The sequence below is a fragment of the Geothrix paludis genome (assembly GCF_022808815.1).
In the GTDB taxonomy this organism is placed as follows: Bacteria; Acidobacteriota; Holophagae; order Holophagales; family Holophagaceae; genus Geothrix; species Geothrix paludis.
On sequence record NZ_JAKZLC010000001.1, the window covers coordinates 611,333 to 637,017 of the forward strand.

At 68.2% G+C, this 25,685-nt stretch carries 23 protein-coding genes and 1 tRNA gene; 9 read left to right on the forward strand and 15 right to left on the reverse strand.

The features are described from left to right. The first annotated feature begins 66 nt into the window (after positions 1 to 66). From MLE64_RS02820 to MLE64_RS02835, 4 genes are read left to right on the forward strand one after another with little or no spacing between them, the layout of a single operon-like run. Positions 67 to 492 (forward strand): LiaI-LiaF-like domain-containing protein, encoded by a 426-nt coding sequence (locus tag MLE64_RS02820; RefSeq protein WP_243315636.1) that lies wholly within the window; start codon positions 67 to 69, stop codon positions 490 to 492. After that, positions 489 to 1,199, forward strand: a complete 711-nt coding sequence (locus MLE64_RS02825; RefSeq protein WP_243315638.1) for a LiaF transmembrane domain-containing protein — start codon at positions 489 to 491, stop codon at positions 1,197 to 1,199. Before MLE64_RS02820 ends, MLE64_RS02825 begins: the two co-directional genes overlap by 4 nt. Beyond that, on the forward strand, positions 1,199 to 2,263 hold the full coding sequence (locus MLE64_RS02830; protein WP_243315640.1) for a sensor histidine kinase: 1,065 nt from the start codon (positions 1,199 to 1,201) through the stop codon (positions 2,261 to 2,263). Before MLE64_RS02825 ends, MLE64_RS02830 begins: the two co-directional genes overlap by 1 nt. Beyond that, on the forward strand, positions 2,260 to 3,015 hold the full coding sequence (locus tag MLE64_RS02835) for a LytR/AlgR family response regulator transcription factor (protein WP_243315641.1): 756 nt from the start codon (positions 2,260 to 2,262) through the stop codon (positions 3,013 to 3,015). Before MLE64_RS02830 ends, MLE64_RS02835 begins: the two co-directional genes overlap by 4 nt. Before the next feature lie 12 nt (positions 3,016 to 3,027). Here the strand turns inward: MLE64_RS02835 and MLE64_RS02840 are convergent, their stop codons facing one another. The 5 genes from MLE64_RS02840 to MLE64_RS02860 all read right to left on the reverse strand — a co-directional run bounded on the left by MLE64_RS02840 (position 3,028) and on the right by MLE64_RS02860 (position 7,553). Next, positions 3,028 to 3,252 (reverse strand): hypothetical protein, encoded by a 225-nt coding sequence (locus MLE64_RS02840; RefSeq protein WP_243315644.1) that lies wholly within the window; start codon positions 3,250 to 3,252, stop codon positions 3,028 to 3,030. Positions 3,253 to 3,259: 7 nt separating this feature from the next. After that, positions 3,260 to 4,441, reverse strand: a complete 1,182-nt coding sequence (locus MLE64_RS02845; protein ID WP_243315646.1) for an SCP2 sterol-binding domain-containing protein — start codon at positions 4,439 to 4,441, stop codon at positions 3,260 to 3,262. A gap of 171 nt (positions 4,442 to 4,612) precedes the next feature. Then, complete coding sequence (locus MLE64_RS02850; RefSeq protein WP_243315648.1) at positions 4,613 to 5,923, reverse strand: M56 family metallopeptidase; 1,311 nt, start codon at positions 5,921 to 5,923, stop codon at positions 4,613 to 4,615. Continuing rightward, the gene (locus MLE64_RS02855; protein WP_243315650.1) at positions 5,920 to 6,306 is read right to left on the reverse strand and encodes a BlaI/MecI/CopY family transcriptional regulator; all 387 of its coding nucleotides are present in this window, start codon (positions 6,304 to 6,306) and stop codon (positions 5,920 to 5,922) included. Before MLE64_RS02855 ends, MLE64_RS02850 begins: the two co-directional genes overlap by 4 nt. Before the next feature lie 83 nt (positions 6,307 to 6,389). After that, positions 6,390 to 7,553, reverse strand: coding sequence for a hypothetical protein (locus MLE64_RS02860; protein ID WP_243315652.1), 1,164 nt, complete (start codon positions 7,551 to 7,553; stop codon positions 6,390 to 6,392). Positions 7,554 to 7,686: 133 nt separating this feature from the next. Between MLE64_RS02860 and MLE64_RS02865 the strand changes: the two genes are divergently transcribed. Together MLE64_RS02865 and MLE64_RS02870 are read left to right on the forward strand one after the other, a co-directional pair. Further along, positions 7,687 to 9,183: a Ppx/GppA phosphatase family protein gene (locus tag MLE64_RS02865; RefSeq protein WP_243315654.1), complete on the forward strand. Its 1,497-nt coding sequence runs from the start codon at positions 7,687 to 7,689 to the stop codon at positions 9,181 to 9,183. A 7-nt stretch (positions 9,184 to 9,190) separates the two neighbouring features. Then, entirely contained in the window at positions 9,191 to 10,390 is a 1,200-nt protein-coding gene (locus tag MLE64_RS02870; RefSeq protein ID WP_243315656.1) for a LeuA family protein, read from the forward strand. On the opposite strand, the gene MLE64_RS02875 is transcribed toward MLE64_RS02870, so the two are convergent. The 5 genes from MLE64_RS02875 to MLE64_RS02895 form a co-directional block, all read right to left on the reverse strand. Next, complete coding sequence (locus MLE64_RS02875) at positions 10,359 to 11,651, reverse strand: NAD(P)/FAD-dependent oxidoreductase (RefSeq protein WP_243315657.1); 1,293 nt, start codon at positions 11,649 to 11,651, stop codon at positions 10,359 to 10,361. The genes MLE64_RS02870 and MLE64_RS02875 overlap by 32 nt on opposite strands. Positions 11,652 to 11,657: 6 nt before the next feature. Next, positions 11,658 to 11,966 (reverse strand): cupin domain-containing protein, encoded by a 309-nt coding sequence (locus tag MLE64_RS02880; RefSeq protein WP_243315660.1) that lies wholly within the window; start codon positions 11,964 to 11,966, stop codon positions 11,658 to 11,660. Between the two features lie 24 nt (positions 11,967 to 11,990). Then, positions 11,991 to 14,279 carry a nitric-oxide reductase large subunit gene (locus MLE64_RS02885; RefSeq protein WP_243315663.1) on the reverse strand — a complete coding sequence of 763 codons (2,289 nt, stop codon included), beginning with the start codon at positions 14,277 to 14,279 and terminating at the stop codon, positions 11,991 to 11,993. A gap of 132 nt (positions 14,280 to 14,411) precedes the next feature. Further along, positions 14,412 to 15,092 (reverse strand): biotin--[acetyl-CoA-carboxylase] ligase, encoded by a 681-nt coding sequence (locus tag MLE64_RS02890; protein WP_243315665.1) that lies wholly within the window; start codon positions 15,090 to 15,092, stop codon positions 14,412 to 14,414. 1 nt (position 15,093) lies between these two features. Next, positions 15,094 to 15,888, reverse strand: coding sequence for a type III pantothenate kinase (locus MLE64_RS02895; RefSeq protein ID WP_243286156.1), 795 nt, complete (start codon positions 15,886 to 15,888; stop codon positions 15,094 to 15,096). Positions 15,889 to 15,996: 108 nt separating this feature from the next. On the opposite strand from MLE64_RS02895, the gene MLE64_RS02900 reads away from it, so the two are divergent. The 3 genes from MLE64_RS02900 (at position 15,997) to MLE64_RS02910 (ending at position 20,165) form a co-directional block, all read left to right on the forward strand. Continuing rightward, positions 15,997 to 17,367 (forward strand): tryptophanase, encoded by a 1,371-nt coding sequence (locus MLE64_RS02900; RefSeq protein WP_243286155.1) that lies wholly within the window; start codon positions 15,997 to 15,999, stop codon positions 17,365 to 17,367. A gap of 74 nt (positions 17,368 to 17,441) precedes the next feature. Beyond that, the gene (locus MLE64_RS02905) at positions 17,442 to 18,842 is read left to right on the forward strand and encodes an aldehyde dehydrogenase family protein (RefSeq protein ID WP_243315667.1); all 1,401 of its coding nucleotides are present in this window, start codon (positions 17,442 to 17,444) and stop codon (positions 18,840 to 18,842) included. Between the two features lie 54 nt (positions 18,843 to 18,896). Further along, a complete protein-coding gene (locus tag MLE64_RS02910; RefSeq protein ID WP_243286153.1) occupies positions 18,897 to 20,165 on the forward strand; it encodes a chloride channel protein in 1,269 nt (422 codons plus the stop codon). Positions 20,166 to 20,201: 36 nt separating this feature from the next. On the opposite strand, the gene MLE64_RS02915 is transcribed toward MLE64_RS02910, so the two are convergent. The 5 genes from MLE64_RS02915 to gcvH form a co-directional block, all read right to left on the reverse strand. Next, positions 20,202 to 21,011, reverse strand: a complete 810-nt coding sequence (locus tag MLE64_RS02915) for an SDR family oxidoreductase (protein WP_243315669.1) — start codon at positions 21,009 to 21,011, stop codon at positions 20,202 to 20,204. Positions 21,012 to 21,059: 48 nt separating this feature from the next. Continuing rightward, a complete protein-coding gene (locus MLE64_RS02920) occupies positions 21,060 to 23,045 on the reverse strand; it encodes an ABC-F family ATP-binding cassette domain-containing protein (protein WP_243315670.1) in 1,986 nt (661 codons plus the stop codon). A 108-nt stretch (positions 23,046 to 23,153) separates the two neighbouring features. Then, positions 23,154 to 23,229, reverse strand: a tRNA-Ala gene (locus MLE64_RS02925). Positions 23,230 to 23,279: 50 nt separating this feature from the next. After that, positions 23,280 to 25,265 carry a LysM peptidoglycan-binding domain-containing protein gene (locus tag MLE64_RS02930; RefSeq protein ID WP_243315672.1) on the reverse strand — a complete coding sequence of 662 codons (1,986 nt, stop codon included), beginning with the start codon at positions 25,263 to 25,265 and terminating at the stop codon, positions 23,280 to 23,282. Between the two features lie 4 nt (positions 25,266 to 25,269). Continuing rightward, positions 25,270 to 25,656 (reverse strand): glycine cleavage system protein GcvH, encoded by a 387-nt coding sequence (gcvH, locus tag MLE64_RS02935; RefSeq protein WP_243286149.1) that lies wholly within the window; start codon positions 25,654 to 25,656, stop codon positions 25,270 to 25,272. Positions 25,657 to 25,685 lie beyond the last annotated feature (29 nt).

Consider the following 25,685-nt stretch of genomic DNA (forward strand, 5'->3'; position numbering starts at 1 on the left):
GGCCCTGTGGCTGCCCACGCTCGCCTTCAGCTTTTCCGCGGGTTCCGGCCGAAAGGAGCGCCACCCATGAACGTCCAGGAACGCCCCCCTGTCTTTTCCGTGAAATTGGTCCTCGGCCTGGTGGTCATCGCGACAGGTGTGATCCTCCTGGTGGACAGCCTCCACTGGTTCGACGCCTGGCACCTGCTGGCCTGGTGGCCGCTGGCGGTGGCCGCCGTGGGTCTCGCCCGTCTGGCCCAGGATGGCCCCCTCAGCCTCCGCGGCCACATCTGGCTGGGCTTCGCCGTCGCGGGTTTCATCTCCCAGTTCGGCCCCTGGGGGCTCCTGGAGCGCTGGTGGCCGGTCTTCCTGGTGTGGGGCGGCCTCATCGTCACGCTCCGCGCCCTGTTTCCCCAATGGAGCCCGCCGCCCCGCAGCAAGCGCCGCCGGCCGTCGCCATCCGAGCCCGATTCCTGTGATCCTGATTCCGGATCCACGCAGGTGAACCCATGAACGCCCCCGACGACACCCGGACGCCGAGTCCGTTCAGCCCCAAGCTGGTGCTGGGCGTCGCCATCATCGTGGCGGGCCTCGTGCTCACCCTGGACAACCTGGGCCTCGTCCAGGCCCACACCCTCTTCAAGCTCTGGCCGCTGGCGCTGGTGGCCGTGGGCATCGCCAAGATCCGCCAGGACCGGCAGGGCAGCAGCACGGGCGGATGGTTCCTCGTGCTGGGCGGCGCCTTCCTGCTGCTCTTCACCTTCGGCCACGGCCACCTGGCGGATGCGCTTGGCCCCATGCTGGTGGTGGCCCTCGGCATCCTCATCGTCACCAAGGCCCTCAAGCAGAGCCGGGGCATCCCGCCCGAGCTGGCCCGTTCCGACGACTTCCTCCAGGGCACGGCCATCTTCGGCGGCTTCAAGCGGCGCGTGGCCACCCAGGCCTTCAAGGGGGGCGAGCTGACGGCCATCTTCGGTGGCTACGAGGTGGATCTCCGCCAGGCCGCCATCGAGAACGGCCAGGCCCGCATCGATGTCTTCGTGCTCTTCGGCGGGGGGGAGATCCGTGTGCCGGAAGGGTGGGAGGTGGTCCATCGCGCCACAGCCATCGCCGGCGCCCTCAACGACGGCACCCATCACGGACCCGCTCCCGTGGAAGGCCGCCCCCGGCTGGTGATCACGGGATTGATCCTCTTCGGCGGGACCGAGGTCAAGAGCTGATGCATCCCCTCCTGGCCAACCGGGCGCGTCTGGGGGCCTACCTCCTGGGGTGGGCCCCCATCGCCCTGCTGCTGATGGGGATCGCCCGGACCCAGAACTGGAGCTGGGCGGAGGGCGCCGCCCTGGCCCTGCCCCTCTGCCTGATCGCGGCCTTCCTCTTCCTGTCCGCCTGGTTTCTCTGCCGGGCGCTCCCGCTCGGCCAGCGGGTGGAGACGCTGGGCTCCCACGGGGCGGCCTGGGGTCTGGCGGCCGTGCTCATGGGCAGCATCTGGGCGGGGCTGGCCTGGCTGCTGGCTCGCGTCCTGGCCTGGATCCCCGGCCTTGGCGCCCTGCCCCGCCACGTGGACATCGCCCTGCCCGTGCTCACGGGCCTGGGCATCCTGCTCTACCTGGCCTCCGTGGCCCTCAGCTACCTCATGCTGGCCCAGGAACGCGCCCTGGAAGCTGAACGGAAAGGCGCCGAGCTCCAGATCCTCGCCCAGGAGTCGGAGCTGAAGGCCCTGCGGGCCCAGCTCAATCCCCACTTCCTGTTCAACAGCCTGAATTCCCTGTCGGCGCTGACCGCCGTGGATCCCGCCCGGGCGCGGGAGATGTGCGTGCTGCTTTCGGATTTCCTCCGCCGCAGCCTGGGCCTGGGAGAGCGCCGCCAGGTGGCTCTGCGGGAGGAGCTCGACTTGGCGCGGGCCTACCTGGCCATCGAGCAGATCCGCTTCGGCACCCGCCTGAAGCTCGACTGGCGCATCGATCCCGCCACCGAGCCCGCCCTCCTGCCCACCCTGCTGCTGCAGCCGCTGGTGGAGAACGCCATCAAGCACGGCATCGCGGCCCTGCCCGAGGGCGGCACCCTGGCCGTGGCCGCGGAGGTGGTGGAAGGGCACGTCCTGCTGAGGGTGGATAATCCGCTGGATGCCGACGCCCCGGTCCCCCAGGGGCTGGGGCTCGGGTTGCGCCAGGTCCGTCAGCGCCTGCTGGGCCGCTTCGGGAACCGGGCTCGGTTCGAAGCCACGGCCCAGGACGGCCTCCACCGCGTCACGCTGGTCTTTCCTTTGGAGATGGAGCCATGAAAGCCCTAATCATCGACGATGAGGATCTCGCGCGTTCCGTCGTGCGCGAGCATCTGGCCGCCCACCCCGACGTGGAGGTGGTGGGTGAATGCGCCAACGGCTTCGAGGCCCTGAAGGCCGCGGCCGAGCATCACCCCGACCTCGTCTTCCTCGACATCCAGATGCCCAAGCTGGACGGATTCGAAGTGCTGGAGCTCCTGGAAGCGGAAGGAAAGCGTCCCGCCGTGGTCTTCGTCACCGCCTACGACCAGCACGCCATGCGCGCCTTCGAATCCCATGCGGTGGACTACCTGCTGAAGCCCTTCTCGAAGGAGCGCTTCGACGCGGCCCTGGCCAAGGCCCGGGCCTTGCAAGCGGCCCAGCCTGCGGCTCCCGCCCCGTCCGCGACGGACCTCGCCGCGGCGGCGCGCCAGGGAAAGCCCCTGGAGCGCATCGTGGTGAAGGACGGCCCGAAGGTGACGGTGGTCCACCTCGACCGCCTGGATTGGATCCAGGCCCAGGACGACTACGTGCTCCTCCGCACCGAGGGCCGGAGCCTGCTCAAGCAGCAGACCCTGGCCAGCCTCGAATCCCAACTCGATCCGAACCGGTTCATCCGCATCCACCGCAGCTACATCCTGAACCTCGACCGCCTCGTGCGGGTCGAGCAGGACAGCAAGGAGCACCGGGACGCGGTCCTCCGTGACGGAACGACCCTCCCCATCAGCCGCGCGGGCTACCAGCGGCTGCGGACTCTATGGGAAGGGGCCTGAAGCGCCAGTCCCTCACACCGCGCCGTGCAGGCGGCAGGGATGGTGATGGCAGTGCCCGCAGCGCCCTTCGCAAGGCAGCCCCGGCGCCAGATCCTCCTCCGGATGGATCGCACTTTTCACCGTGGGCTTGGGAACCGGCATCGGCACGATGCACTTGGCCACGCGGATGGTCTCCGCAGCCGCCTTCCCGGGCCTGGGGGCCGGGGACTTCTTGCGGGAAGGGGCGGCGGGGGTCATGGAAGGCTCAGGCTTCCGGACGTTTGAAGCTCTTCGCGACCTTCTGCATGAGCAGAGGGTCGCCCTCGATCTGGATCTTGCCGGTCATGAAGGCCTCCTGGGCGTTCAGCGTTCCGGTGCTCATGGCAATGAAGTCGTCGGCCTTGGCTTTCAGGAGCGTATCACAGGGCTTCATCAGCCGGGGGAACACCATGCAGGCGCCATTCCGGATGAACAGCGTGTAGCCCAGGTCATCAATCTGATAACCCACGGCCGCTTCAAGATCTCCGGCTTTTTCGGCGTTGAAACGCTCAGGCATGGACTCCAGGAGCGCCTCCGCCGGGTTCACGGCGGCCTCGAAGTGGGCCGTGTAGGACGCCACCTGACTCACGTCCCCCTTCACCGTGATGGCGCCTCCGAGAAGGGCCGCCACCAGGTTCAGCTTGCCGACATTGAGGGCTGCGAAGTCCGCGTCGGAGATGCCCAGGGCTGCACCACCCTCCACTTCGCCCGGCCGCACGGAGAGCCCCTCGGGGCTGAAGTCCAGGCGATAGGGTACGCCGTCCACCTTTACCTCCATGGTGCCGGTGGCGCCGCCCTTGTAGCGCTTGCGCAGCGTGGCCAGGGCCTTGCCGCCGGGCGTGTCCGGGAAGGTGATCTCGGGTTCCTGGGACCAGGTCTTCCAGGCCTTGCGAAGGAGGGCCATGTCGCCGGAGAAGCGGAGCTGGCCGCCCAGCAGGGCCGGTCCGGGATCCGAAATGCCGCAGACCAGGGCACGCACGGCCGCTTCGTCGCCGGCCACCTCGGCGCCGTCGCCCCAGGTATCACCGCCCACGGTCACCTTGATCCCGGCCCCGGCCAGCGCCAGCCGCGCCGGCACAAGATCCCTCAGGGGCTTCACCGGCCCGCTTTCCTTCTGGGGCTTCTTGAAGAACTTCGGGAATTTCTGGAGCAGGCCCAGGTCGCCGGTGCCCTTGAGCTTGCCGGTCATGAAGGCCTGCATGGGATCGAGCTTGCCTTCGTTCAGGGCGATCCAGTCCTCGGCGCCGATCACCACCACGGAGGTGGCGTCCGGCTTGGCCTCGCGGGCCAGGGAGAACACGCCGTTGTCGATGCGGCAGGTGTAATCGCCACCGCCCTCGCCCGTCACTTGGTAGTAGACGGAGACTGTGAGCCCCTGAGCCTTCTCGGGCAGGAAGAGTTCAGGCATGAGCGCAAAGATGCCATCCACCGTCAAAGCCATTTGATCACCTCGGAATGTGGGATCGAGCATGGCCGGGGCCTTGAACTTCATGCAACGGTTACCAGAGGTCAAGCTCCGCCATGACTTTCCTCGCGACGCAGAAGGGGCCGGATGGCCCCCTTTGCGTCCTGGCGAGCTTCACTTCAGACGGAACGGCATGGTGAGCTTGAACCTTGCGGGTACGGGTTTGCCCTTCACCTTGGCGGGTTCGAATTCCCAGGTCCTGGCATAGCCCACGGCGCAGGCATGCAGCTCGGACGGGCCCGAGATGGCCTTGGCGTCCTGAACCTTGCCCCGGGCATCGATGGTTACGACCACCACGACGGTGCCCTGGATGCGCTGGGCCTTGGCTTCGGGCGGATAGGCGGGAGCTTCGGGCTGATGTTTGACCTTGATCTGCTTCCATTCCATCTCCACCGGGGAGGCTGGCGAGGCCTTCGGGGTGTCGGTGGCGGATAGTGTGCTGAGACCCAGCCCGGTCGCCAACAGCAGGGCGGGCAGGAGCGCCACCAGGGGTGGGATCGGGGTGGATGTGAAGCGGGGGCGCAGGATGCGCTGAATGCGGGACATGAGCTTGCCTCCACTGGCCGCGGGAGCCAGATCGGGAATCAGGTTCGAATGGGATCGGAGTTCCTCCAGCCCGAGAAGGGCAGAGGCGTAGAGGATCGGATCGCCGCAAGTACGCACGGCCGCATCGTCGCAGCAGTGCTCGCGCTCCTGGCGAATGCGCCTGGAGAGCCACCAGACGGCGGGGTGATAGAACAGCAGCGCTTCCGCGAGGGTCTGGACGAGGTTCGCGAGGAAATCACCCCGTCGAACATGGGCCAGTTCGTGGGCCAAGAGGGCTTCCAGAGCTTCGGGAGGCAGAGCCAGCAGGGCCGCAGCCGGAACAAGCACCACGGGTTTCAGCCAGCCCAGCACCACCAGCGAGTCCACCCGGTCGGACAACCCAAGACTGGCCGGGATCCGCACATGGGCGCGAACCTTCAGGACCTCGAACCGCACCAGCCACTCGGCGGGTGGCGGCTGGAGGCTGCCAAGACAGGGCCCGTAGAGCCAAGTCACGGCTTGTCCCACCTGCACGAGGCGGAGGCTGAATCCCAAGAACCAGGCCAGAAACAGCCAAGGGATCCAGAGACCGAAAATGCCATGCAGCCGGAACATCCAGCCCCCGAAGCGGCCTCCCTCGCCCATGGGAGCGATCAAGACAGGATCGATCGTGGGCAGGGAATCGCCGCCGATCAAGATCCAGACCAAGGTTCCCGCGAAGGCGAGAACCAGCAGGCCGAGGGTCGCGAATGCGATGGCGTAGCGGAGTTCCGCGGAGCCTCGCCGTCCCAGCCAGAGTGCTGCCTCCGCCAGCAGGGCGAGCAGGGCGCCCTGCCAGAGGCTGTGGAGCAATGTCCAGCCCATGGCCTGCAGCAAGGGGGAGGATGAAAGATCGATCATCGGACCCTCCCCTTCACGTCATTCAACAGCTTGCGGATGTCCTCCAGTTCCTCGGCCGAGGCGGGCTCGGCTTCGAGGGCCTGGAGGACGAGCTCCCGACGGCTGCCTGCGAAGGCCTTCTGCAGAAGTTCCTTCAACAGGCAGCGCTGGGTTTCGGCTTCCCCCTGGAGGGCCTGGTAGGTGTGGGAGCGCGCGCGTTCGTCCCGGGCCACCAGGCCCTTCTCCACCATGATCTGCATGAGCTTCAGCACGGTGGTGTAGCCCATGTCCCGGTCCTTCGACAACTCGGTGTGCACATCCCGAACCGTCGAAGGTCCCCGCGACCACAGGACCCTGAGGATGGCGAGCTCACCATCGGAAGGGCGGATGGGCACGATGGACATGTTGTCTCCAGAGGGGTCTGGAGACAACATACGAACCGATTCGTAGGATGTCAACGAATCGGTTCGTACTTTTTTTGGAGGTCCTACCGGAGGGTCTGCACCAGGAGCTTCACGCCCTTCCGGGTGATGTCGATGTCCAGGGGTAGCGCCTTTTCCGGAACCGAGTCTTCGGTCCATTGCAGCAGGTACCTGGATCCGAACATCTGGATGCCCTGTCCGAAGCGGGCTTCCACGCCGTCGCTCAGGGGGAAGGCATAGCCTCCCGTGGCCGGTGCGACGGACCCCACGTGCCCCATGACATTCTGGCCCGCGCCCGCGACGGAATAGACCGTCACCCCCGTGGACGCTGCCTTGGCCTTCAGCGACGCCTGGAGGAGGGTCATGTCCCTCGTGGCGAGGGTCGCGGATTCCGCGGGTCCGCCTGCGTCTCCCCGCTCGCGCCGGAAGGACTGGGTCATGGCACGCTTCACCATGGGGTGGGTCATGTCATCCATCTCGCAGCGCGAGAATACGACCAGATGCTTCTGACCCGGCACCGCCGCCGCAAGGTCGAGGATCGACTCAAGGGCCTTGGATTCCCTGCCGATGGTCGCCAGCATGCCGGTCACGAAGGACGGGTTGTTGAGGTTGAGCCGGTCGAGGACGTTGACTCCGCGCTGGTCCACCGTTCCGCGGGCCCACCCCGGCGCTCCGCCCCGGAACCGGGCCAGCATCGCATTCAGGGCCTCCTGGCCGGCATCGCCATCCGGCACATCCGTGAAGTCCGCCTTGAATCCCGCCCCCTGGAGGGTTTCCTTCGGAGTGCCGACCAGGCTTTCTGGCAGCAGGTCCGGAACCTTGGCCATGGCCTCGGCCCAGCGAGCCCGGTTGACCGAGAGGCCCGGCATGAGAGATTCCAGCGAGTCCTTGCCCCGGGCCACGATCAGGACGCGGTCCCCGAGCGGGACCTTCGTCAGGAAATCCGCCGCAGCCAGGAAGGCCGTGGTCCGGTGCCCCGTATCCCTGATGGGCTCGAACACGAGGATCCAGGATTGGGGGGCCTCCGCTGTCTGGGCTGGGGTCTTCACCTGGACGACGGGCCTGGCCTTGCCGTCGACCCGCACCTTGAAATCCTCGGCCTTGAGGTCGGTCACCACGCCCCCACGCTCGTCGAGAGCCAGCACCCAGGCCTGCGTCCTGGCCGGGACAGGCTGACCTGCGACCAGCGCCGCTCCAAGGGTCAATCCGAGGCACCAACGGTGGAACATATGAGGCTCCTGATTTGGGGATGGATGGATCTTCATTAGATCACGGCGGCGAAGGCCCGCGAACCGGCTGAGGATGCGTCCCGTCTCCAAGAATCTTTTTGGTCGTGATGGCGGCACGGACCACAATCGTTCCATGCGGATCGCGGCCGTGGACGTCGGGTCGAACTCCATCCACCTGGTGGTGGTGGAGGCAGATCCCATGGGCGGGCAGCAGATCCTGGCCCGGGAGAAGGCCATGGTGCGGCTGGCCCGGGGCGAAGCGACCTCCGGCGAGATCGGGCCTGAGGCCTTCCAGGCGGGCCTCGACGCCCTGACCCAGATGACCAAGACCATCCGCGGCTTCGAGTGCGAGACCGTCATGGCCTGCGGCACGGCGGCTCTGCGCGACGCGAAGAACGCCCCGGCCTTCGTCTTGGAGGCGGAGAAGCTGGGCATCTCCATTCAGGTGATCTCCGGCGAGGAGGAGGCCCGGCTCATCCACCAGGCGGTCTCCCACGCCATCCCCTTCCCCCTGGAGCCCGTCACCCTGGTGGACATCGGCGGGGGCAGCACGGAGCTCACCTGGGTGCAGGCGGGGCGCGTGGCGGCCAGCATCTCCCTGCCCTGGGGGCTCCAACGGCTGGCGGATGCGGCCCGGACCTCGGATCCTCCGTCTGCCCACGACCTCAAGCAGCTCCGGAAGATGATCCGCCGCATCCTGAAGAAGGCCCGCAAGGACCTGCCCACCGAGCTGCCCGAGCCCACCCTCCTCCTCGGCACCTCCGGCACGCTGGAGGACCTCGCCCGGGGCTCGGACGACGGCCTGGGCTTTACGGCGGAGCAACTGCGCGCCTACGCCCTGAAGCTCTGGCGGGCGGACGCGCAGCAGCGCATCGACCGCCTGGGCGTGGATCCCAAACGGGCCGAGGTGCTGCACGTGGGCGCCATCTGGGCCCTGTCCCTGATGGAGTGGCTGGGCACGCCCCCCCTGCGCCACCTCGCCGTGGGCCTGCGGGAAGGCATGATCTGGGAGGCCCTCCAGCACGGCGGCGCGGCCATCCCGCCCCTGGCGGACCGGCGGCGGGCCTCCATCGAGCACCTGGCGGCGCGGCTGGACCCCGACCCGGGCCACAGCCGCCAGGTGGTCCGGCTGGCGGACCAGCTCTTCCTGGCCCTCCAGCCGCAATTCGAGCTGGGCGACACCGAACGCCAGTGGCTGGCTTTCGCGGCGCGCCTCCACGACATCGGTTTCTCCCTCTCTGAGAAGAACCACCACAAACACGGCGAATACCTGGTGCGGAACGCCACCCTCCCTGGCTTCTGGCCTGAGGAGATCGACCTGATGGCCCAGGTGGTGCGCTTCCACCGGGGCAAGCCGCCCCACCATGCCAGGCACGAGGCCTTCCGCGCCCTGCCGCCCTGGCGTCGCCAGGTCGTGCGCAAGCTGGCGGCCATTCTGCGAGGAGCCGACGCCCTTGACCGCCGCCGCCGGCAGGCGGTGCGGGATCTTTCCGTGGTCATCGATGACGAGTCCCTGAAGGTGCGGCTGGACGCCACCGGTGACGCAGATCCCGAGATGGAGGCCTTCCGGGAGAAATCCGCTCTCCTAGCCACCCTGCTGGACCGCAGGATCGAAGTCACCGTAGGCTGATTCCTCCATGACCCTCGACGAGCTGATCAACGACTGGAACGGACCGCTGGCGGGAGGCCGCGTTCCGGTCCTGCTGGACGAGACCCTGCGCGACGGACTCCAGAGCCCCTCGGTGCGCGATCCCGATATCGCCGCCAAGCGCGACCTCATCCATCGCCTGGCACGCCTGGGCGTGGACGCGGTGGACCTGGGCATGCCCGGAGCCGGCCCCAAGGCCCTGGCGGCGGTGCGGGCCCTCATGGTGGAGATCCGCGACCACCGCCTTCCCCTCCACCCCCAGGTGGCGGTGCGGACCATGGAAGCGGACCTTGCCCAGGTGGCCGAGATCCAGCAGCGCGTGGGCACCGCGCTGGAGGCCGGCGCCTTCCTGGGCTCCAGCCCCATCCGCATGGACGTGGAAGGCTGGGACCTGGCCTTCCTCGTGGACATGGCACGGAAGGCCGCCGCCTTCTGCCGCCGCCACGAGGTACCCCTGATGATGGTGACCGAGGACAGCACCCGGGCCCGGCCAGACGTCCTGAAGGCCATTTATGGCGCTGCCCTGGAGGAGGGCGCGCAATCCATCTGCCTGTCGGACACCTGCGGCCATGCCACACCCGATGGCGCCCGGCACCTGGTGCGCTTCATCAAGGACGAGGTCGTCAAGGACCGCTCCGTGCGCATCGACTGGCACGGCCACAACGACCGCGGCCTGGGCGTCGCCAACGCCATTGCCGCCTTCGAGGCCGGCGCGGATCGCCTGCACGGCACGATCCTGGGCATCGGCGAACGCTGCGGCAACGTTGCCCTGGACCAGCTCATGATCAACCTCCACCTCATGGGTTTCCCCAAGGGGGATCTCTCGGACCTGCCGGCCCTGGCGGAGCGCGTGGCAGAGCTGTGCGACGTGGAGATCCCGACCAACTATCCCGTGCTGGGCCGCGATGCCTTCCGCACGGGCACGGGGGTGCACGCGGCGGCCATCGTGAAGGCCCTCCACCGGGGCGACGTGGAGCTCGCGGACACGGTCTATTCCGGCGTCCCCGCCGCCCTGGTGGGCCGCCGCCAGGAGATCGAGATCGGCCCCATGGCCGGCCACAGCAACGTGGTCTACTGGCTGGAACTCAATGGCTACGACCCCAGCCCCGACCGGGTGGAGCGCATCCTCCAGGCCGCCAAGAACAGCCCGCGGATCCTCAGCGAGGGGGAGATCCGGGCGGTACTGTAGGGGCCCTCCTTCCGACGATGAGCCGGGCCCGGGGCTGGGTGGTCAGGTAGGCCCACAGCCACTCGAAGAACACGAACACGCGGCTGCGGAAATCCACGAGCAGCATGAGGTGGATGAAGAGCCAGGCCAGCCACGCCGGGTAGCCCGTGAAGCTCAGACCGCCCACGCGGGCGACGGCGCGGCCGCGGCCCAGGGTCGCCATGCTGCCCTTGTCGCGGTACCGGAAGGGCCGCCGGGGCTGGCCCGCCAGGGTGGCCAGAAGGTTGGCCGCGGCCCATTCCCCTTGCTGGATGGCCACGGGCGCCACGCCGGGCAGCGGGCCCCCGGTACCGTGGGCGAAGGCCGCCAGGTCGCCGACTGCGAAGACCTCGGGATGGCCCGGGAGGCTCAGGTCCGGCTCCACGATCACCCGTCCGAGACGATCCACGGGAACGCCGAGGCCGGCGCCCAGGGGCACCGCGGCCACCCCCGCCGCCCAGAGCACCGTCCGCGTGGGGATGCGCTCCCCACCCAGCTGGACGGCCCGATCATCGATGCCCGTGATGGGCTGACCCAGGCGCACCTCGACGCCGATGCGCTCCAGGCTCTCCACGGCTTTCTCGGACAGCCCGGAACCGAGGTTGGCCAGGATGGCCGGCCCCGCCTCCACCAGAATGACCCGGGCGCGATCCGTGCGGATCCGCCGGAACTCCCGTGGCAGGGTCAGCCGGGCCATCTCCTTCAGTGTGCCCGCCAGTTCCACGCCCGTGGGGCCGCCTCCAACGACGACGAAGGTCAGCCACTCGCGGCGGAGCTCCGGATCCTCCTCCTGCTCCGCCTGCTCGAAGCTGAGCAGGAAGCGCCGGCGGATCTCCAGGGCGTCCTCCAGGGTCTTGAGGCCCGGGGCCAGGCCTGCCCAGGCATCCCGTCCGAAATACGAACTGCGAGATCCCGCCGCGAGGACGAGGAAGTCATAGGACAGGCCCCTCCCGTCCGCCAGGAGGACCCGCCGGGCGTCCAGTTCCACGGAAACGACCTCCCCGAGCACCACCTCGGCGTTGCCCTGCTCCCGGAGGATGTGGCGGATAGGGGCGGCGATGTCCGCCGGCGAAAGAGTGGCCGAGGCCACCTGGTAGAGGAGGGGTTGGAACAGGTGGTGGTTCTGGCGGTCCACCAGCACGATGCGGACCGCCGCGCTGGCGAGGGCCCGGGCGGCCCGCAGCCCCCCGAACCCACCGCCGACGATGAGGACCGTGGGCCGGTCGACCCCCTGATCCGCCACCGGCCTTCAGTTCCGCATGTGCGTCACGAGGACGTAGGAGGACTCGATTCCCGTGAGGGCGTGGGGCTGATCCTTGTCGAAGACCACCCGGTCGCCAGGTGCCATGGGAATCCAGGTCTCGCCCTTGAGCACCTCGATGCGCCCGGTCAGGAGCTGGGCGGTGGCGACGTAGGGAGCCTTGTGCGGGGCGATCTTCACCCCTCCGGGCAGGGCGACGAGAACCACTTTGACGCCGTGATCCACGTCGATGAGCGGCAGGTTGGCCCGCTGGGATTCGGGCATGGGCAGCGCTTCCTGCAGGTTCGTGATGGGCATGGGGATCCTTTCGCCGCGGCCGATTCAGGCCGCATCTTTCGGTTCAGGGGAGAAGACCAGCCGCAGGGTGGCGTAGGCGATGGGCAACGCGCCCGCGAGCAGGAAGACCGTGTCGGCCACGATGCGGATCCATTCCAGGGTGTGGAAGGCGCCGCCCATGAGGTAGTCCAGACGGCGGGCATGCCAGTAGCCGTGGGAGAGCACATCCCAAAGCTGGATGACGCCACCGGGGAACAGGTCCAGGAGCAGCATCAGGCCCAGACCGATGTTGAGTCCCCAGAAGCCGAAGCGGATGCCCTTCTCCGCCCGTTCCCAGGCCCGGTCCCCCTTGAGTTCCCGCAGGCAGAACACCAGCACGGCCAGGGCCAGCATCCCGAAGACCCCGAACATGGCCGCGTGTCCGTGGTTGGCGGTGAGCGTCGTGCCGATCTCGAAGTAGGACACGATGGGCAGGTTGATGAGGAAGCCGAAGACGCCCGCCCCCACGAAGTTCCACACGCCCACCGCGATGAGGAACTTGATGGCCCAGCGCTGCCGCGCCGCCAGGGGCTTGCCGCAGTCCTCGCAGTTCTTGTCCTGCAGGCGGATGAAGTCCCAGGCATCCAGCGTCAGCAGCGTGAGCGGCACCACCTCCAGGGCGGAGAAGCTGGCCGCCAGGCCCATGTTCAGGGTCCCCTGCCCCGTGAAGTACCAGTGGTGGCCGATGCCCATGATGCCGCCGGCCAGGTAGAGGATGGCGTCGAGGTAGACGAGCCGCGTGGCGGACTTCGAGGTGACGAGGCCCAGCTGGTAGAACATCACCGCCACCAGCACCGTGGCGAAGAGCTCGAAGAAGCCCTCCACCCACAGGTGGATGATCCAGAAGCGCCAGTTGTCGATGACGGCGAAGTTGGTGCGGGGCCCGTAGAACAGGGCCGGCACGTAGAAGAGCGGAATGGCGATGGCCGCGTAGAGGAACAGCGAGGGCAGTTCCCCCTGGCTCCCGTCCTTCATGGCCGGCCGCAGGGCCCGGAACATCAGGAAGAGCCAGAAGATGAGCCCCACGGCCAGCAGCAGCTGCCAGAAGCGGCCCAAGTCGAGGTACTCGCTCCCCTGATGGCCCAGCCAGAACCACAGGCTGCCCAGGTACCCGTTGATGCCCGCGAACTCGCCGAAGAGGCTGCCGAAGACCACGATGGCGAGGGCCCCGAGGAGCAGGAGCGCGCCGGCCTTCTGGCCCTTGGGCTCCGCTCCGCCCACGAGGGGCGCCAGGAAGAGCCCGCCGCCGACCCAGGCCGTGGCGATCCAGAAGATGGCCAGCTGCAGGTGCCAGGTCCGGGCCAGGTTGTAGGGCAGGATGCGGGTCAGGTCGAAGCCGTAGAAGCCCCCGGGTTCGACGCGGTAGTGCGCCAGCGCCCCGCCCAGGGCCGCCTGGCCCAGGAACAGCAGGGCCACCACGGCGAAGAAGAGGCCCACGGCCTTCTGGCTGGGCGTGAGAGTCCAGGCGTGGAGCCGGCCCTCCTCCGCGTGCTTCCAGCCGGCCTCGCCACCCCAGCCCAGGTAGTCGAACTTTCCGAAGATGAAGAGGATGAGGCCCAGGCCGCCCAGCAGCGCGATGAGGCTCATGGCGCTCCAGAGGTAGGTCGACGCCGTGGGTGTGTTGCCCACCAGGGGCTCGTAGGGCCAGTTGTTGGTGTAGGAATAGTCCTTCCCCGGACGCGGCGCCACAGTGGCCCAGGTGGCCCAGGCGAAGTAGGCCGTCAGGTTCCGCAGCTCCCCCTCGTCCTGGATGAACTTCGCGGGCAGGCCCACCGCGGGTTTGTCGCCGGCAAAGTAGATCTTCCACTCCGCGACCTGGGTGCGATAGGCCGCCGCCTCCAGATCGGTGAACCGGAGGGTGTCCGTGGCCGGGTCGTAGCGGTTCTCCTTGGTCTGCGCGGCCAGCAGGCCTCCAACCTCCAGGGCCTGGGCCGGATCCAGGTCCTTGAAGGCCTTGCCGTACCGGGCCTGGGCCAGGACGTCCCGACCGATCTCTGCCTGGCGGTGCAGGTATTCCGCCGTGTAGTCGGGGCCCAGGTAGGCGCCATGGCCCCAGAGGGTGCCGTGCTCCATGAGACCGTACTTCAGGAAGACCTCCTGGCCGTCCTTGATGTCCTCCCCCGTGAAGAGGACCTGGCCCGCCTCACCCACGACGCGCGCGGGAATCGGCGGCGCGCCGGCATAGGTCTTGGCCGTGACCCAGATCAGCAGGCTGAAACCGAAGATCATCACGAGGATGACGGCCTGGCGCCAGCGGGGGGAAAGGGGGGTGGAATCCTGATGGGAACCGCTCATCGCGCGCATCTCCTTGGTGGATTCGGAAAAACCCATCAAACAGTGCGCTAGAACGACACAATGCTCAAGCAGAATTCGGACACAGGAGTTCGAAACCAGGTGCCTGCCTTTTTTCCTGGCCTCTTTCCCCGATCAACCGCCCTGCCCCAGCCCCGTGACCTCACCCGCGCTGAGGCGCCGGATGCCTTCCGCCGTGGCCACCTTCAGGCGGCCGTCCGGCTCCCAGCCCAGACATGTGCCCTGCCCGTCCTCCCAGCGAATGGGGATGCCGGCCTCAGGCCAGCGGAAAGGTGGTTGAGAATCATGCGCCAAATTATTCCACAATTTGGTGATATGAACCGCCAATACATGCGCGGGCGGAAGGTCCAGGCCCAGGTCGCGCAGGCAGGCGGGGGGGAAGGCCCGACCGGGAATCTCCGGAGCCGCGGTCAGGTTCACACCCAGGCCCAGGATCAGGCGGCCGCCGATCTGCTCGCCCAGGATGCCACCCACCTTCACCAGGCGACCCGCTTTCCAGGCCACGAGATCGTTGGGCCACTTCAGGCCCAGGATCCGCCCCTCAGGATCCAGCACACCCGCGGCAGCGGTCATGGCCCGCTGGAGCACCACGCCCGGGGCTACACCGACGCACGCGGGCAGGGCCGCGGACAGCCAGAGCCCGGCTCCCGCGGCGCTTTCCCAGCGGTTGCCCTGGCGACCCCGGCCTTCGGTCTGGCGGTCCGCCAGCACGGCGCAGAAACCCAGGTGGGGGTGCCGCCGGAGAAAGGCCTGGGTGGAATCCACCGAGGCCAGGTGGATCAGGGGCAGGTCCACGCTACTTCCGGCTGCCCTGGTTGCGGAGCCAGAGGATGCGCAGGCCATCCAGGGTGAGGTCGGGCGCCTCCAGGCGGATGTGCTGGGTATGGGGCCCGATCACCTTCGCCAGCCCGCCCGTGGACACCACCTTGGCCTCCGGGCACTCGGCCAGCAGACGGTCCAGGATGCCATCCACCATGCCCACGTAGCCGTAGAAGATGCCGGCCTGCATGGCCTGGACGGTGTTTCGGCCCACCAGCCGGTCGGGCTCGGCCACCTCCACCCGGGGCAGGCGGCTGGCCCGCTGGAAGAGCGCGTCGGCGCTGATCTTCAGGCCGGGGCAGATGAGGCCGCCCAGGTATTCCCGCTTGGCGTTCACCACATCGAAGGTGGTGGCGGTGCCAAAGTCCACGACGATGACCGGCGCCCCGTAGGCCTCGATGGCCGCCACTGCGTTCACCAGCCGGTCGGCGCCCAGCTCCGCGGGGTTGTCGATGAGGACCTTCACGCCGGTCTTCACCCCCGGCTCCACGTAGAAGGCGTCCACCCCGAAGTAAACCGAGGACAGGCTCATGAGGATGGGGTGCAGGGGCGGCACCACGCAGGAGATGGCCACGTGCTTGATCTGGCGGGCCTCGATGCCCTGGTGGCGCATGAGGGCCAGGGCGGACACGCCGTACTCGTCCACCGTGCGCTCGCGGCTCGTGGCCAGACGCCAGGAGCAGACCAGCGGAGAGTCAGGCCCCTTTGACAGATCGTAGATCCCCAACACCACGTTGGTGTTGCCCACATCGACGGCCAACAGAAGACTCATGCGCGCTCCGAGCCACTTAGGATCGCCTGACGGGGGCGCGCCCGCCACCCCCTTGTGATGCCGATTCCCGGCCCCTCCAGTACCCTGGTGGTTCCGCCTGGAGCCGCCATGCCCCGCACCCTGATCGAACCCTTCCGCATCAAGTCCGTGGAGCCCATCCGCATGACGACCCCCCAGGAGCGGCTGGAGCTCCTGGAGGCCGCCAAGCTGAACGTGTTCAAGCTGCGGGCCGAAGACGTGCTGCTGGACTGGCTGACGGACTCCGGCACGGGCGCCATGAGCTCCGCCCAGTGGGGCGCCATCATGGTGGGCGACGAGAGCTACGCCGGGGCCCGCAGCTTCTTCCGGCTCGAGGCCGTGCTCCAGGACATCACGGGCATGGCCCACTTCGTCCCCACCCACCAGGGGCGCGCCGCCGAAAAGGTGCTCTTCACGGCCGTGTGCAAGAAGGGCGATCTGGTGCCCAACAACTGCCACTTCGACACCACCCGGGCCAACCTCGAGTACAACGGCGTCGAGGCGGTGGATCTGGTGATCCCCGAGGGCCTCCAGCCGAGCCGCATCCACCCCTTCAAGGGCAACATCGACCTGGAGCGCGTGGAGGAGACGCTGAAGAAGGACGGCCACCGCATTCCCTTCGGCATGATCACGGTGACCAACAACACCGGCGGCGGCCAGCCGGTGTCCATGGCGAACCTCCGGGCCTACGCCCAGCTCCTGAAGAAGTACGGCAAGCCCCTCATCATGGATGTCTGCCGCTTCGCCGAGAACGCCATGTTCATCAAGCTGCGCGAAGACGGCTACCAGGACACCCCCATCAAGGCCATCTGCCAGGAGATGTTCAGCTACGCCGACGGCTGCACCATGAGCGCCAAGAAGGACGGCATGGTGAACATCGGCGGGTTCATCATGCTCCGCAGCGACGAGTGGCTGGATCCCGTCCGCAACATGCTGATCCTCACCGAGGGCTTCCCCACCTATGGCGGCTTGGCCGGTCGCGATCTGGAAGCCCTGGCCGTGGGCCTGGAGGAAGGCATGGAGGAGTCCTACCTGCGCTACCGGCTGCGCACGGCCGAATACCTGGGCGAGAAACTGGAGGCCGCGGGCGTGGGCTTCGTGAAACCCACCGGTGGCCACGCGGTCTACCTCGACGCCAAGACCGTGCTGCCGGACATGCCGGTGGCGCAGTACCCGGCCTGGGCCCTCTGCAACGCCCTCTACCTGGAAGGCGGCATCCGCGGCGTGGAGATCGGCTCCGTCATGTTCGGCAAGCACCTGGACGACGACACCGAGACCTACCACAGCATGGAGCTGGTGCGCCTGGCCTTCCCCCGCCGCATGTACACCCAGAGCCACTTCGACTTCGCCGCCGAGGTCATCGCCGAGGTGAAGGCCAAGGCCAAGGAGATCCGCGGCGTGAAGATCGTCAAGCAGAGCAAGTACCTGCGGCACTTCACGGCCGAGATGGCCTGGGCGTAGGATCCAGGAGTCTCCCGCGCGGTCGCGGCGATTCTTCGATAGCATGGGCGTAACTCATCCATTCTGGAGCGCCCGTGACCTCTGAGGTGGAAGCCCTCTTCGCCCGCCAGCGAGCTGCCCGCTGGCGGGTGGCGGCCACGTCCGCCGACCAGCGCCGGGCAAAGCTCCGGGCCTTGCTGGATGCCCTCATGGCCCACCGGGCTGAGGCCCAGGCGGCCCTGGCGGCGGACTTTCGGAAGGCGCCGGAGGAGGTGGACCTCACGGAGCTCTACCCCGTCATCTCTGAGATCCGGGACGCCCTGCGCCATCTGCCGCGCTGGATGAAGCCACGCCGGGTGCCCACCCCCATCGGCCTCCTCGGCAGCGTAGGCACCGTCATCCACGAGCCCCGGGGCGTGGTCCTTATCATCAGCCCCTGGAACTACCCCATCTACCTGACGCTCGGCCCCCTGGTATCCGCCCTCGCCGCGGGCAACTGCGCCGTGCTCAAGCCCTCGGAATTCACCCCCCGCACCAATGCCTTCCTCCGGAAGCTGCTGACCGGTCTCTTCCCGGAGGAGGAAGTGGCCCTGGTGGAGGGCGAGGCCGACGCAGCCCAGGCCCTGCTGGCCCTGCCCTTCGACCACATCTTCTTCACGGGTAGTCCTGCCGTGGGGAGATCGGTCATGAAGGCCGCCGCCGAGCACTTGGCCTCCGTGACGCTGGAGCTGGGCGGCAAGTCCCCCGTGCTGGTGGACGCGGACGCCAACCTGCGCGAAGCCGCTCGCAAGGTCGCCTGGGGCAAGGGGCTCAATGCGGGCCAGACCTGTGTGGCGCCGGACTACGTGCTGGTCCACACCCGCGTGCATGACGCCTTCGTGAATGAGCTGAAGGGCGCCTTCGAGGCCTTCTACGGCGCCTCGCCTGAAGCCCGCAGGGCCAGCCCGGACCTGGCCCGGATCATCAACGACCGGCATTTCACGAGGATCCAGGCCCTTCTGAGCGGGTCCGCAGCCCAGGTCGCCTTCGGCGGCGAGACGGACGCCGCCACGCGCTACATCGGTCCGACAGTGCTCACCGACGTCGCCCCCACCGCGCCCATCATGCAGGAGGAGATCTTCGGCCCCCTGCTGCCCGTGCTGCGGGTGGAGGACATGGACGAGGCCGTGGCCTTCGTGAACGCCCGGCCCAAGCCCCTGGCCCTCTACGTGTTCAGCGGCAGCGGCCGATCCGCCGGGGCCCTCCTGGCCCGCACCACGGCCGGGGGCGGTTGCATCAACGACACGGTGCTGCACTTCGCCCACACCGGCCTGCCCACGGGTGGCGTGAACACCTCGGGCTTCGGCAAGGCCCACGGCCGCCACGGCTTCGAGGCCTTCTCCAATGCCCGGGGCATCCTGCGCCAGCCCACGCGCTTCTCGGCCGTCCAGCTCATGTACCCGCCCTACACCGGTTTCGTGCGGCGTATGATCGACTTGACGCTAAAGCACTTCTGAACTGACTCGGGCACCATTCTTTCCGTGAGGCCCGAGGGCCCTTAGAGACATTCCATGCAACTCAGCCACCTCCTCCAGTCGCGGGCCAAGCGCAGGAACCTCAGGGTCCTGGCGCACGGCCGCCGCATCATCTTCCTCATGCTCCCCCTGGGCGCCTTCACCGGGTGGATGATGGGCCTGGCCGTGGCCGCCTACCTCGCCCTCTTCGAGTGGTTCCGGGAGAGCATGACCCGGAACCACCTCGTCCTCCTCCTTCCCTTGATCGGCCTGCCCCTCGCCACCACGATCCTGGCCCTGGGCGGCGTCGGCGACGTGACCCTGGCCGAGGACATCGAGATCTCCCATAAGGACCCCTACCGGGCCTTCCCTTTCCGGGAGTCGTTCATCAAGGTGCTGGCCTGCTTCGCCACCATCTTCCTCGGGGGAAGCGCGGGCCTGGAGGGACCTGGAAAGTGGTTCGGCGCCGCCGTCGGACTCCAGTGCCACCGGCTGGTCCGGTCCCTCTCCCGCCGGCTCCAGTTCTTCCGCAGACTCCTGATGGACGCGCACACCATGGTGGCCTGTGGCGCGGCGGGAGCCCTGGCCTCGGTCTTCCGTGCGCCGCTGAGCGCGGCCCTGTTCGCGGCCGAGCACGACGGCACCCTGCGCTCACTCAACCTGGTGCCCACCCTGGTGGCCGCCGCCTCCGGCTACCTGGTCTTCGCCGCGATGATGGGGCACCAGCCCCTGCTCACCCTCACCCGGCCCTACACCCTGGCCTGGCGCGAGATCTGGATGGCCCTTCCGCTCGGTCTGGCCTGCGGCCTGGGCTCCAGCTTCTTCAGCGCGGCCCAGGCCACCTTCCGCAGGCGGCTCGCCTGGATCCCCCTTCCCCTGCGCGGCCTGGCGGGCGGTGTGGGACTGGTGGTGCTCATGCTGCCGGGACACCTCCTGCTGCCCGGCATCCCCGTGGCGCGCGGCGGGGGCGTGGAGCTCGTGAACCACCTCCTGGCGACCCCGCCCGACCTGCGCATGGCCCTCATCTTCCTGGCCGTGAAGATCCTGGCCACCGCCCTGACGCTCGGGTCCGGCGGCATCGGGGGCACCTGGCTGCCGGCCGTGGCCATGGGCGCCTGTCTCGGCTCCGCCTTCGATGCCTGGTTCCTGCCGGGCTATCCGGGGCTGCTCACGATGCTCGGAGCCACGGCCTTCGCGGGGGCCTTCAACGAGACGATGCTGGTTCCGGTCGTGTTCCTGGCGGAGACCACGGCCCAGGCCGCCCTGGTGGTGCCGGCCCTGGTGGCCACCGCCGTGGCCTATCTGGTGGCCCGGGAATGGGACTGAAGGTGCCCACCGTCCAGAGCCACGGCGCCCGTTCCGCTAATGCCGTCCCACGAACTCGTCCATGCTGCGGTTCACGCCGAAGAAGCCGAGCACGGCGTCGAAGAGGAAGGGCGGGAGCACGCGGATGACCGGCACGGTCATCACGAAGCGGGGCATGATCAGGCGCGAGCGGTTCCCTTCAATGGCGCCCACGATGCGGCGCACCACGTAGTCCGGCTTGAGGATGGGCAGCAGCCACGCGAAGCGGGTCTTCACGCCTTCGAACATGCCCGTATCGATGAAGAAGGGGCAGACCACCGTCGTGCGCACAGGACTGCCCAGCCGCTTCAGCTCCATGCGCAGGGACTCGTCGAAGCCCACGGCGGCGAACTTCGAGGCGGAGTAGTCCACCAGGCGCGAGGTCCCCGCCAGGCCCGCGGCGGAGGCCACCGTGACGATGTGCCCCTTCCCCGCCATCAGCATGTCCGGCAGGAAGGCCCGCACGGTCCAGAAGTTCGCCAGAACGTTCACCTGGAAGGTGCGCTCGATGCCTTCGTCGCTGCATTCCAGGAGCGTCTTTCCTGACACGATGCCCGCGTTGTTGATGAGGATGTCGACGCCGCCGCGCGGCTGCCGGATCTCCGCGCAGGTGGCCTGGACGGCGGCCCGGTCGGAGAGGTCGACCGCGAAGCCCCTGGCCTCCCCGCCCTTGGCCAAGATCGCCTCGCAGAGCGCATCCAGGCCCTTCGCGTCCCGGTCTAGCAGGCTCACGCGGGCGCCACGGGCAGCGGCCTCCAGGGCCATGAGCCGGCCCAGGCCGCTGGCCGCACCGGTGATGAGGACGTGGGCGCCTCGGAAGGAAGTCATGGAAGCCTCGGGGGTTTCCAGGATCCTAGCAGGCTCCGAGCTCGGCTCTTAGCGCTGGGCTTCCTCCAGGGCGCCCTGGGCCGCTTCCCAGTCGCTCATGGCATAGGCCAGATCCGCTTCCAGCGTCTTCTGAGCGTCCAGCTTGGCGCTGAAGGCCTGCCAGTCGGCGGGGTCCATGGCGGCCATCTCCTTCTGGAGGCCCGCCAGCTTCGCTTCCAGCTCCGCCACCTTGGCCTCGGCCTCGGCCACGTGCTTCTCGAAGCGCTTGATCGCCCGCTGCTTGTCTTTGTCGATGGGTTTGGGAGATGGAAGCTGGGGCTTGGCAGGGCCCTGCGGCTTCGCCGCCGGGCTTGGCTTCGCCTGCGGCGAGGCAGACTTCTTGGGGGGCTCGGGGTCGGTACTTCCGCTCCCCTCCTCGGCGCTCAGGTCCAGGTCCACCCAGGCCTGGTGGTCCTCGTAGCCGCCCTCGCGGAATTCGGCCCGGCCCTCGTGGATGCGCAGCAGCGAATCGGCCACACGGCCCAGCAGGTAGCGGTCGTGGGTGACCACGATGGCCGCGCCGGTGAAGCTGAGGATGGTGTCCTCCATGGCTTCCATGCTGGGGATGTCCATGTGGTTGGTGGGCTCGTCCAGCAGCAGCAGGTTCACGCCGTGGCGGATGAGGGTGGCGATGCTGAGCCGGGCGCGCTCGCCGCCGGAGAGGGCCGTCACAGGCTTGTCCACGTCGTCGCCGCGGAACTGGAACTTGGCCAGGAAGCCGAGCACGTCCTGCTTCAGGGCCTGGGGGTTCACGGCGTGGATCTGCTGGAACACGGTGTTGCGCGGGTCCAGGTTCTTGTGGTGCTGGTCGAAGTAGCCCAGCTTCACCTGGCTGCCCAGGCGGGCCCGGCCCGTGATGAAGGGGATCTCCTCGGAGATGGCCTTCAGCAGCGTGGACTTGCCGGTGCCATTGAGGCCCACGATGCCCATCTTCTGGCCACGCTTGATCTGGAGCTGTTCCAGTGGCGCGTAGAGGGCCTTCCCGCCCCAACCCACGCTGGCATTCTCCAGCACCAGGGCCACATCGCCGCTGCGCTGGGTCTCGGGGAAGCTGAACTTCACCTTGCGGCGGTCCCGCAGGGGTTTTTGGATGCGGTCCAGCTTGGCGAGATGGGTCCGGCGACCCCGGGCCTGCTTGGTGTTCTGGCCCGCGATGTTGCGGCGGATGTACTCTTCCTGGTTCTTGATGTAGGCCTGCTGCTGCTCGTAGTGGCGCTCCAGCAGCTCCAGCTCCTGCTCCTTCTTCTCCATGAACTCGGAGTAGTTGCCGTCGTAGGCCCGGGAGCGGCCCAGCTCCAGCTCCAGGATCTCGGTGGCGATCTTGTCCAGGAAGTAGCGGTCGTGGCTGATGACCGCCACGGTGGCGTCCGTGTCCTGGATGAACGACTCGAGCCAGCGCAGGCTGGGCAGGTCCAGGTGGTTGGTGGGCTCGTCCAGCAGCAGCAGGTCCTGGCCTTGGAGGATGGCCTTGGCGAGCATCACGCGGCTCTTCTGGCCGCCGGACAGCGTCTCCACCGGGCGCTCGAAGTCGGCGGCGCTGAATCCCAGCGCCTGGAGGATGCTCTCGGCGCGGGCGCGGATGGTGAAGCCGTCGAGATGCTCGAAGGCTTCCGTCACCTTCTGGTAGCGGGCCATCACCTCATCGAGGTCGGAGCCCGTCTCACCCATGCGATGCTCCAGCTCGCGCATCTCGTGCTGAAGCTTCTCCACGTCGCCAAAGGCCGCCAGCGCCTCCTCCAGCACGCTGCCCTTTGTCTCGGGCACCAGGTCCTGGGCGTAGTGGCCCATGCGGATGCCGCGCTCCTTCGTGGGCTTCACCACCGTGCCGCTGTCGGCTTCCAGCTGGCCCAGCAGGAGCTTGAAGACGGTGCTCTTGCCCGCGCCGTTGCGGCCGATGACGCCCCAGCACTCGCCCTCCTGGATGGCCCAGGTCACATCCTTCAGCACCTCCTGGGGGCCGAAGCGGAGATCGACATGGTTGAGGGAAGCGAGCATGGGGTTTCAGCTTTCGGCTATCAGCTATCAGCTATCGGTGCGAGGGTGGCTGACAGCTGATAGCTGAAGGCTGACAGCAAGAAGGCCACCTTGCGGTGGCCTTCTGTTTGGTGGAGCCAATCGGGATCGAACCGACGACCTCTTGCATGCCATGCAAGCGCTCTCCCAGCTGAGCTATGGCCCCAATGGGGAAGACCCAGTATCACACTCCTTTGCGGCTTCCGCAAGCACAGATCATCGGGGTGTCAGGCGGAGCTTCTGGCCCGTCTTGACGCGGTCACCCTTCATCCGGTTCCAGGCCTTGAGATCCATGGGATCCAGACCGTACTTCCGGCCGATGGCGGCGAGGGTCTCGCCGCGACGGACGACGTGGATGCGGGGCGCGGCCTCCGTCCTTGCAGAGGCGCCGGGCCCCTTGGAACCAGGCAGCAGCACGCTATCTCCGGGGTGCAGAGCCTTCACAGCCTCCGGGTTGAGCCGCATGAGCTCGCCCAGTGGGATCTTCCGGGCCCGGGCGATCTTGGCGAGGGTGTCTCCGGGTTTGGCCCGGTAGGTGGCGCCGGTGGATGCGGGTTCAGAGGAGGTGGCGTCGGTCCGATCGGCGTTGGCCGCAGAACTAGGCGCGCCCGCGGATGCCGGAGCAGGAGCCTCAGACTGGGCGGGAACTTGAGCGACCGCCGGGGCGGCGCCGCTGCCCGCTTCGACCGCCGGGGCCGGGGCGCCTTCCGCAGGAGGAGCGGACACCACGGGAACGGCCGGGAGAGGATCCAGGGGCCGGTCGCCCAGCAGCTTCACGCGCTCGATCCTGGGCGCGAGATCCCGCGCGTCCAGAAGCAAGCTGGGCGCGGGAGGAATCAGCAGGCGCTTTCCAGGCTTGAACTGCCGGGCGGTGATGTCATTGGCATCGAGCAGGTCATCGGGCGTCAGCTTGAACCGTTTCGCGACCTTCACGAGGGTGTCGCCCCGCCGGACCGTGTAGTGCTGGAAGTTCAGCCGCCGGCCGGCCGGCATGCGGGCGAGCTGCCGCATACACTCCAGAGCCTTGCCGGGAGGCACGCGGAGGGTGTAGCTGCCCGGGGGCGTGGAGCCCCGCAGAAGTTCGGGATTCAGGGCCTTCAGCGTCGACGCGTCCGTCCCTGCGCACCGGGCCAGCACCGCGAGGCTGGTCTGGGTGGGGACCGTGACGGTCTCGTAGACGTAGGGCGCGAGAGGGGCGATGGCCAGGCCGTACCGGACCGGATTGCGTCCCACCAGGATCGCCGCGCAGAGCTCCGGCACGTAGTTCTTGGTCTCGGTGCGCAGCCAGCGGGAGCGGGCCAGATCCCAGAAGTTGCGCGTGCCCACATTCTGGATGGCGCGCTCCAGCGTCAGAGGGCCCGCGTTGTAGCCGGAGGCCGCCAGGTACCAGTCCCCGGAGATCTCGTAGAGGCGCTTCAGGTAGCGGGCCGCGGCCCGTGCGGACTTGACCGGATCGCGCCGTTCTTCGACCCAGGCATTGGCGGTCAGTCCGTAGATCCGCCCGGTGGAGCGGATGAACTGCCACATGCCCACGGCCTTGGCCCGACTCTTGGCCTCGTTGCGGAAGCCCGATTCGATGACCGCGAGGTAGGCCAGGTCCGAGGGGACACCCTCCTCGGCGAAGACCTGCCGGATCATGGGCATGTACACCGATGCACGGCCCAGGGCGTTCTCCATGAAGCCGCGCTTGGTGGTGGTGAAGACGCTCACCCAGGTGAGCACCTTGTCATTCAGGTCGATGGGGAAGTCGTAGGTCGCCCCCTGCTCGGCCGCACGCACCTTCTCCAGCTCGCTCTTGAGCTCCTCACCGCTGATGGAGATCACCTCCTCAGCGGCCTTGAGCCCGGGTTCCGCCTCTCCCGGGGCCTCGGGCTCTTCGGCGGCCAACTGGTCCTGCACTTCCTTCAGGCGCTGGATCAGCTCCTGCACCTCCGGCCTGCGGAGCAGCTCGGGAGGCCAATCGGCCGTGAGGACATCGGCCTCATCCGAGCGGGTTCCGGCCGTGTCCTCATCGTCCGCCTCCAGAGCCTTCTCGGCGGCCTCGACCAGGGCGCGCAACCGCGCGATTCGCGTCGCATCGGATTCGGGCGCCCGGGCGGGGGCGACCACCGCCTGGGGCACTCCCGGGGGCTGGGCGGACGGCAACGGTCCCGGGACCGGCACCGTCCCCCAGAGCAGGGCTGTCAGAAGCGGAAACGGCATGAGCCTAGTGGCTTTCCGCGCTCACCAGGGCTTCGTAGGCGGCGGCGTCCAGCAGCTCGCCGGACAGGGCGCCGGACAGCTTGATCTTGACCATCCAGCCCTTGCCGTAGGGGTCCTCATTCACGGCTTCCGGATGGTCGGCAAGGGCCGCGTTCACTTCGAGGACTTCGCCGGCGGAGGGCATGTTCAGCTCGGACACCGTCTTCACGGACTCCACCGTGCCGAACTCCTCGCCAGCTCCGAAGGAGGCGCCGGCCTCCGGCAGGTCCACGAACACCACGTCGCCCAAAGCGTCCTGCGCGTAGTGCGTGATGCCCACCAGCGCAGTGCCGTCGCCCGCGGGCTTCACCCACTCGTGGTCCTTGGTGTACTTCAGATCGGCAGGGAACATGAATCCTCCAGGTTGGTCTATGAAAACTG

Bases quoted from the DNA above. Each gene is read 5' to 3' on its own strand.
- MLE64_RS02885 (WP_243315663.1), bottom strand. From the start codon at position 14,279: ATGAGCGGTTCCCATCAGGATTCCACCCCCCTTTCCCCCCGCTGGCGC.
- MLE64_RS02845 (WP_243315646.1), bottom strand. From the start codon at position 4,441: ATGCCTGAACTCTTCCTGCCCGAGAAGGCTCAGGGGCTCACAGTCTCC.
- gcvH (WP_243286149.1), bottom strand. From the start codon at position 25,656: ATGTTCCCTGCCGATCTGAAGTACACCAAGGACCACGAGTGGGTGAAG.
- MLE64_RS02870 (WP_243315656.1), top strand. From the start codon at position 9,191: ATGACCCTCGACGAGCTGATCAACGACTGGAACGGACCGCTGGCGGGA.
- MLE64_RS02830 (WP_243315640.1), top strand. From the start codon at position 1,199: ATGCATCCCCTCCTGGCCAACCGGGCGCGTCTGGGGGCCTACCTCCTG.
- MLE64_RS02865 (WP_243315654.1), top strand. From the start codon at position 7,687: ATGCGGATCGCGGCCGTGGACGTCGGGTCGAACTCCATCCACCTGGTG.
- MLE64_RS02840 (WP_243315644.1), bottom strand. From the start codon at position 3,252: ATGACCCCCGCCGCCCCTTCCCGCAAGAAGTCCCCGGCCCCCAGGCCC.
- MLE64_RS02880 (WP_243315660.1), bottom strand. From the start codon at position 11,966: ATGCCCATCACGAACCTGCAGGAAGCGCTGCCCATGCCCGAATCCCAG.
- MLE64_RS02895 (WP_243286156.1), bottom strand. From the start codon at position 15,888: ATGAGTCTTCTGTTGGCCGTCGATGTGGGCAACACCAACGTGGTGTTG.
- MLE64_RS02900 (WP_243286155.1), top strand. From the start codon at position 15,997: ATGCCCCGCACCCTGATCGAACCCTTCCGCATCAAGTCCGTGGAGCCC.
- MLE64_RS02930 (WP_243315672.1), bottom strand. From the start codon at position 25,265: ATGCCGTTTCCGCTTCTGACAGCCCTGCTCTGGGGGACGGTGCCGGTC.
- MLE64_RS02860 (WP_243315652.1), bottom strand. From the start codon at position 7,553: ATGTTCCACCGTTGGTGCCTCGGATTGACCCTTGGAGCGGCGCTGGTC.
- MLE64_RS02915 (WP_243315669.1), bottom strand. From the start codon at position 21,011: ATGACTTCCTTCCGAGGCGCCCACGTCCTCATCACCGGTGCGGCCAGC.
- MLE64_RS02825 (WP_243315638.1), top strand. From the start codon at position 489: ATGAACGCCCCCGACGACACCCGGACGCCGAGTCCGTTCAGCCCCAAG.
- MLE64_RS02835 (WP_243315641.1), top strand. From the start codon at position 2,260: ATGAAAGCCCTAATCATCGACGATGAGGATCTCGCGCGTTCCGTCGTG.
- MLE64_RS02920 (WP_243315670.1), bottom strand. From the start codon at position 23,045: ATGCTCGCTTCCCTCAACCATGTCGATCTCCGCTTCGGCCCCCAGGAG.
- MLE64_RS02850 (WP_243315648.1), bottom strand. From the start codon at position 5,923: ATGATCGATCTTTCATCCTCCCCCTTGCTGCAGGCCATGGGCTGGACA.
- MLE64_RS02820 (WP_243315636.1), top strand. From the start codon at position 67: ATGAACGTCCAGGAACGCCCCCCTGTCTTTTCCGTGAAATTGGTCCTC.
- MLE64_RS02855 (WP_243315650.1), bottom strand. From the start codon at position 6,306: ATGTCCATCGTGCCCATCCGCCCTTCCGATGGTGAGCTCGCCATCCTC.
- MLE64_RS02910 (WP_243286153.1), top strand. From the start codon at position 18,897: ATGCAACTCAGCCACCTCCTCCAGTCGCGGGCCAAGCGCAGGAACCTC.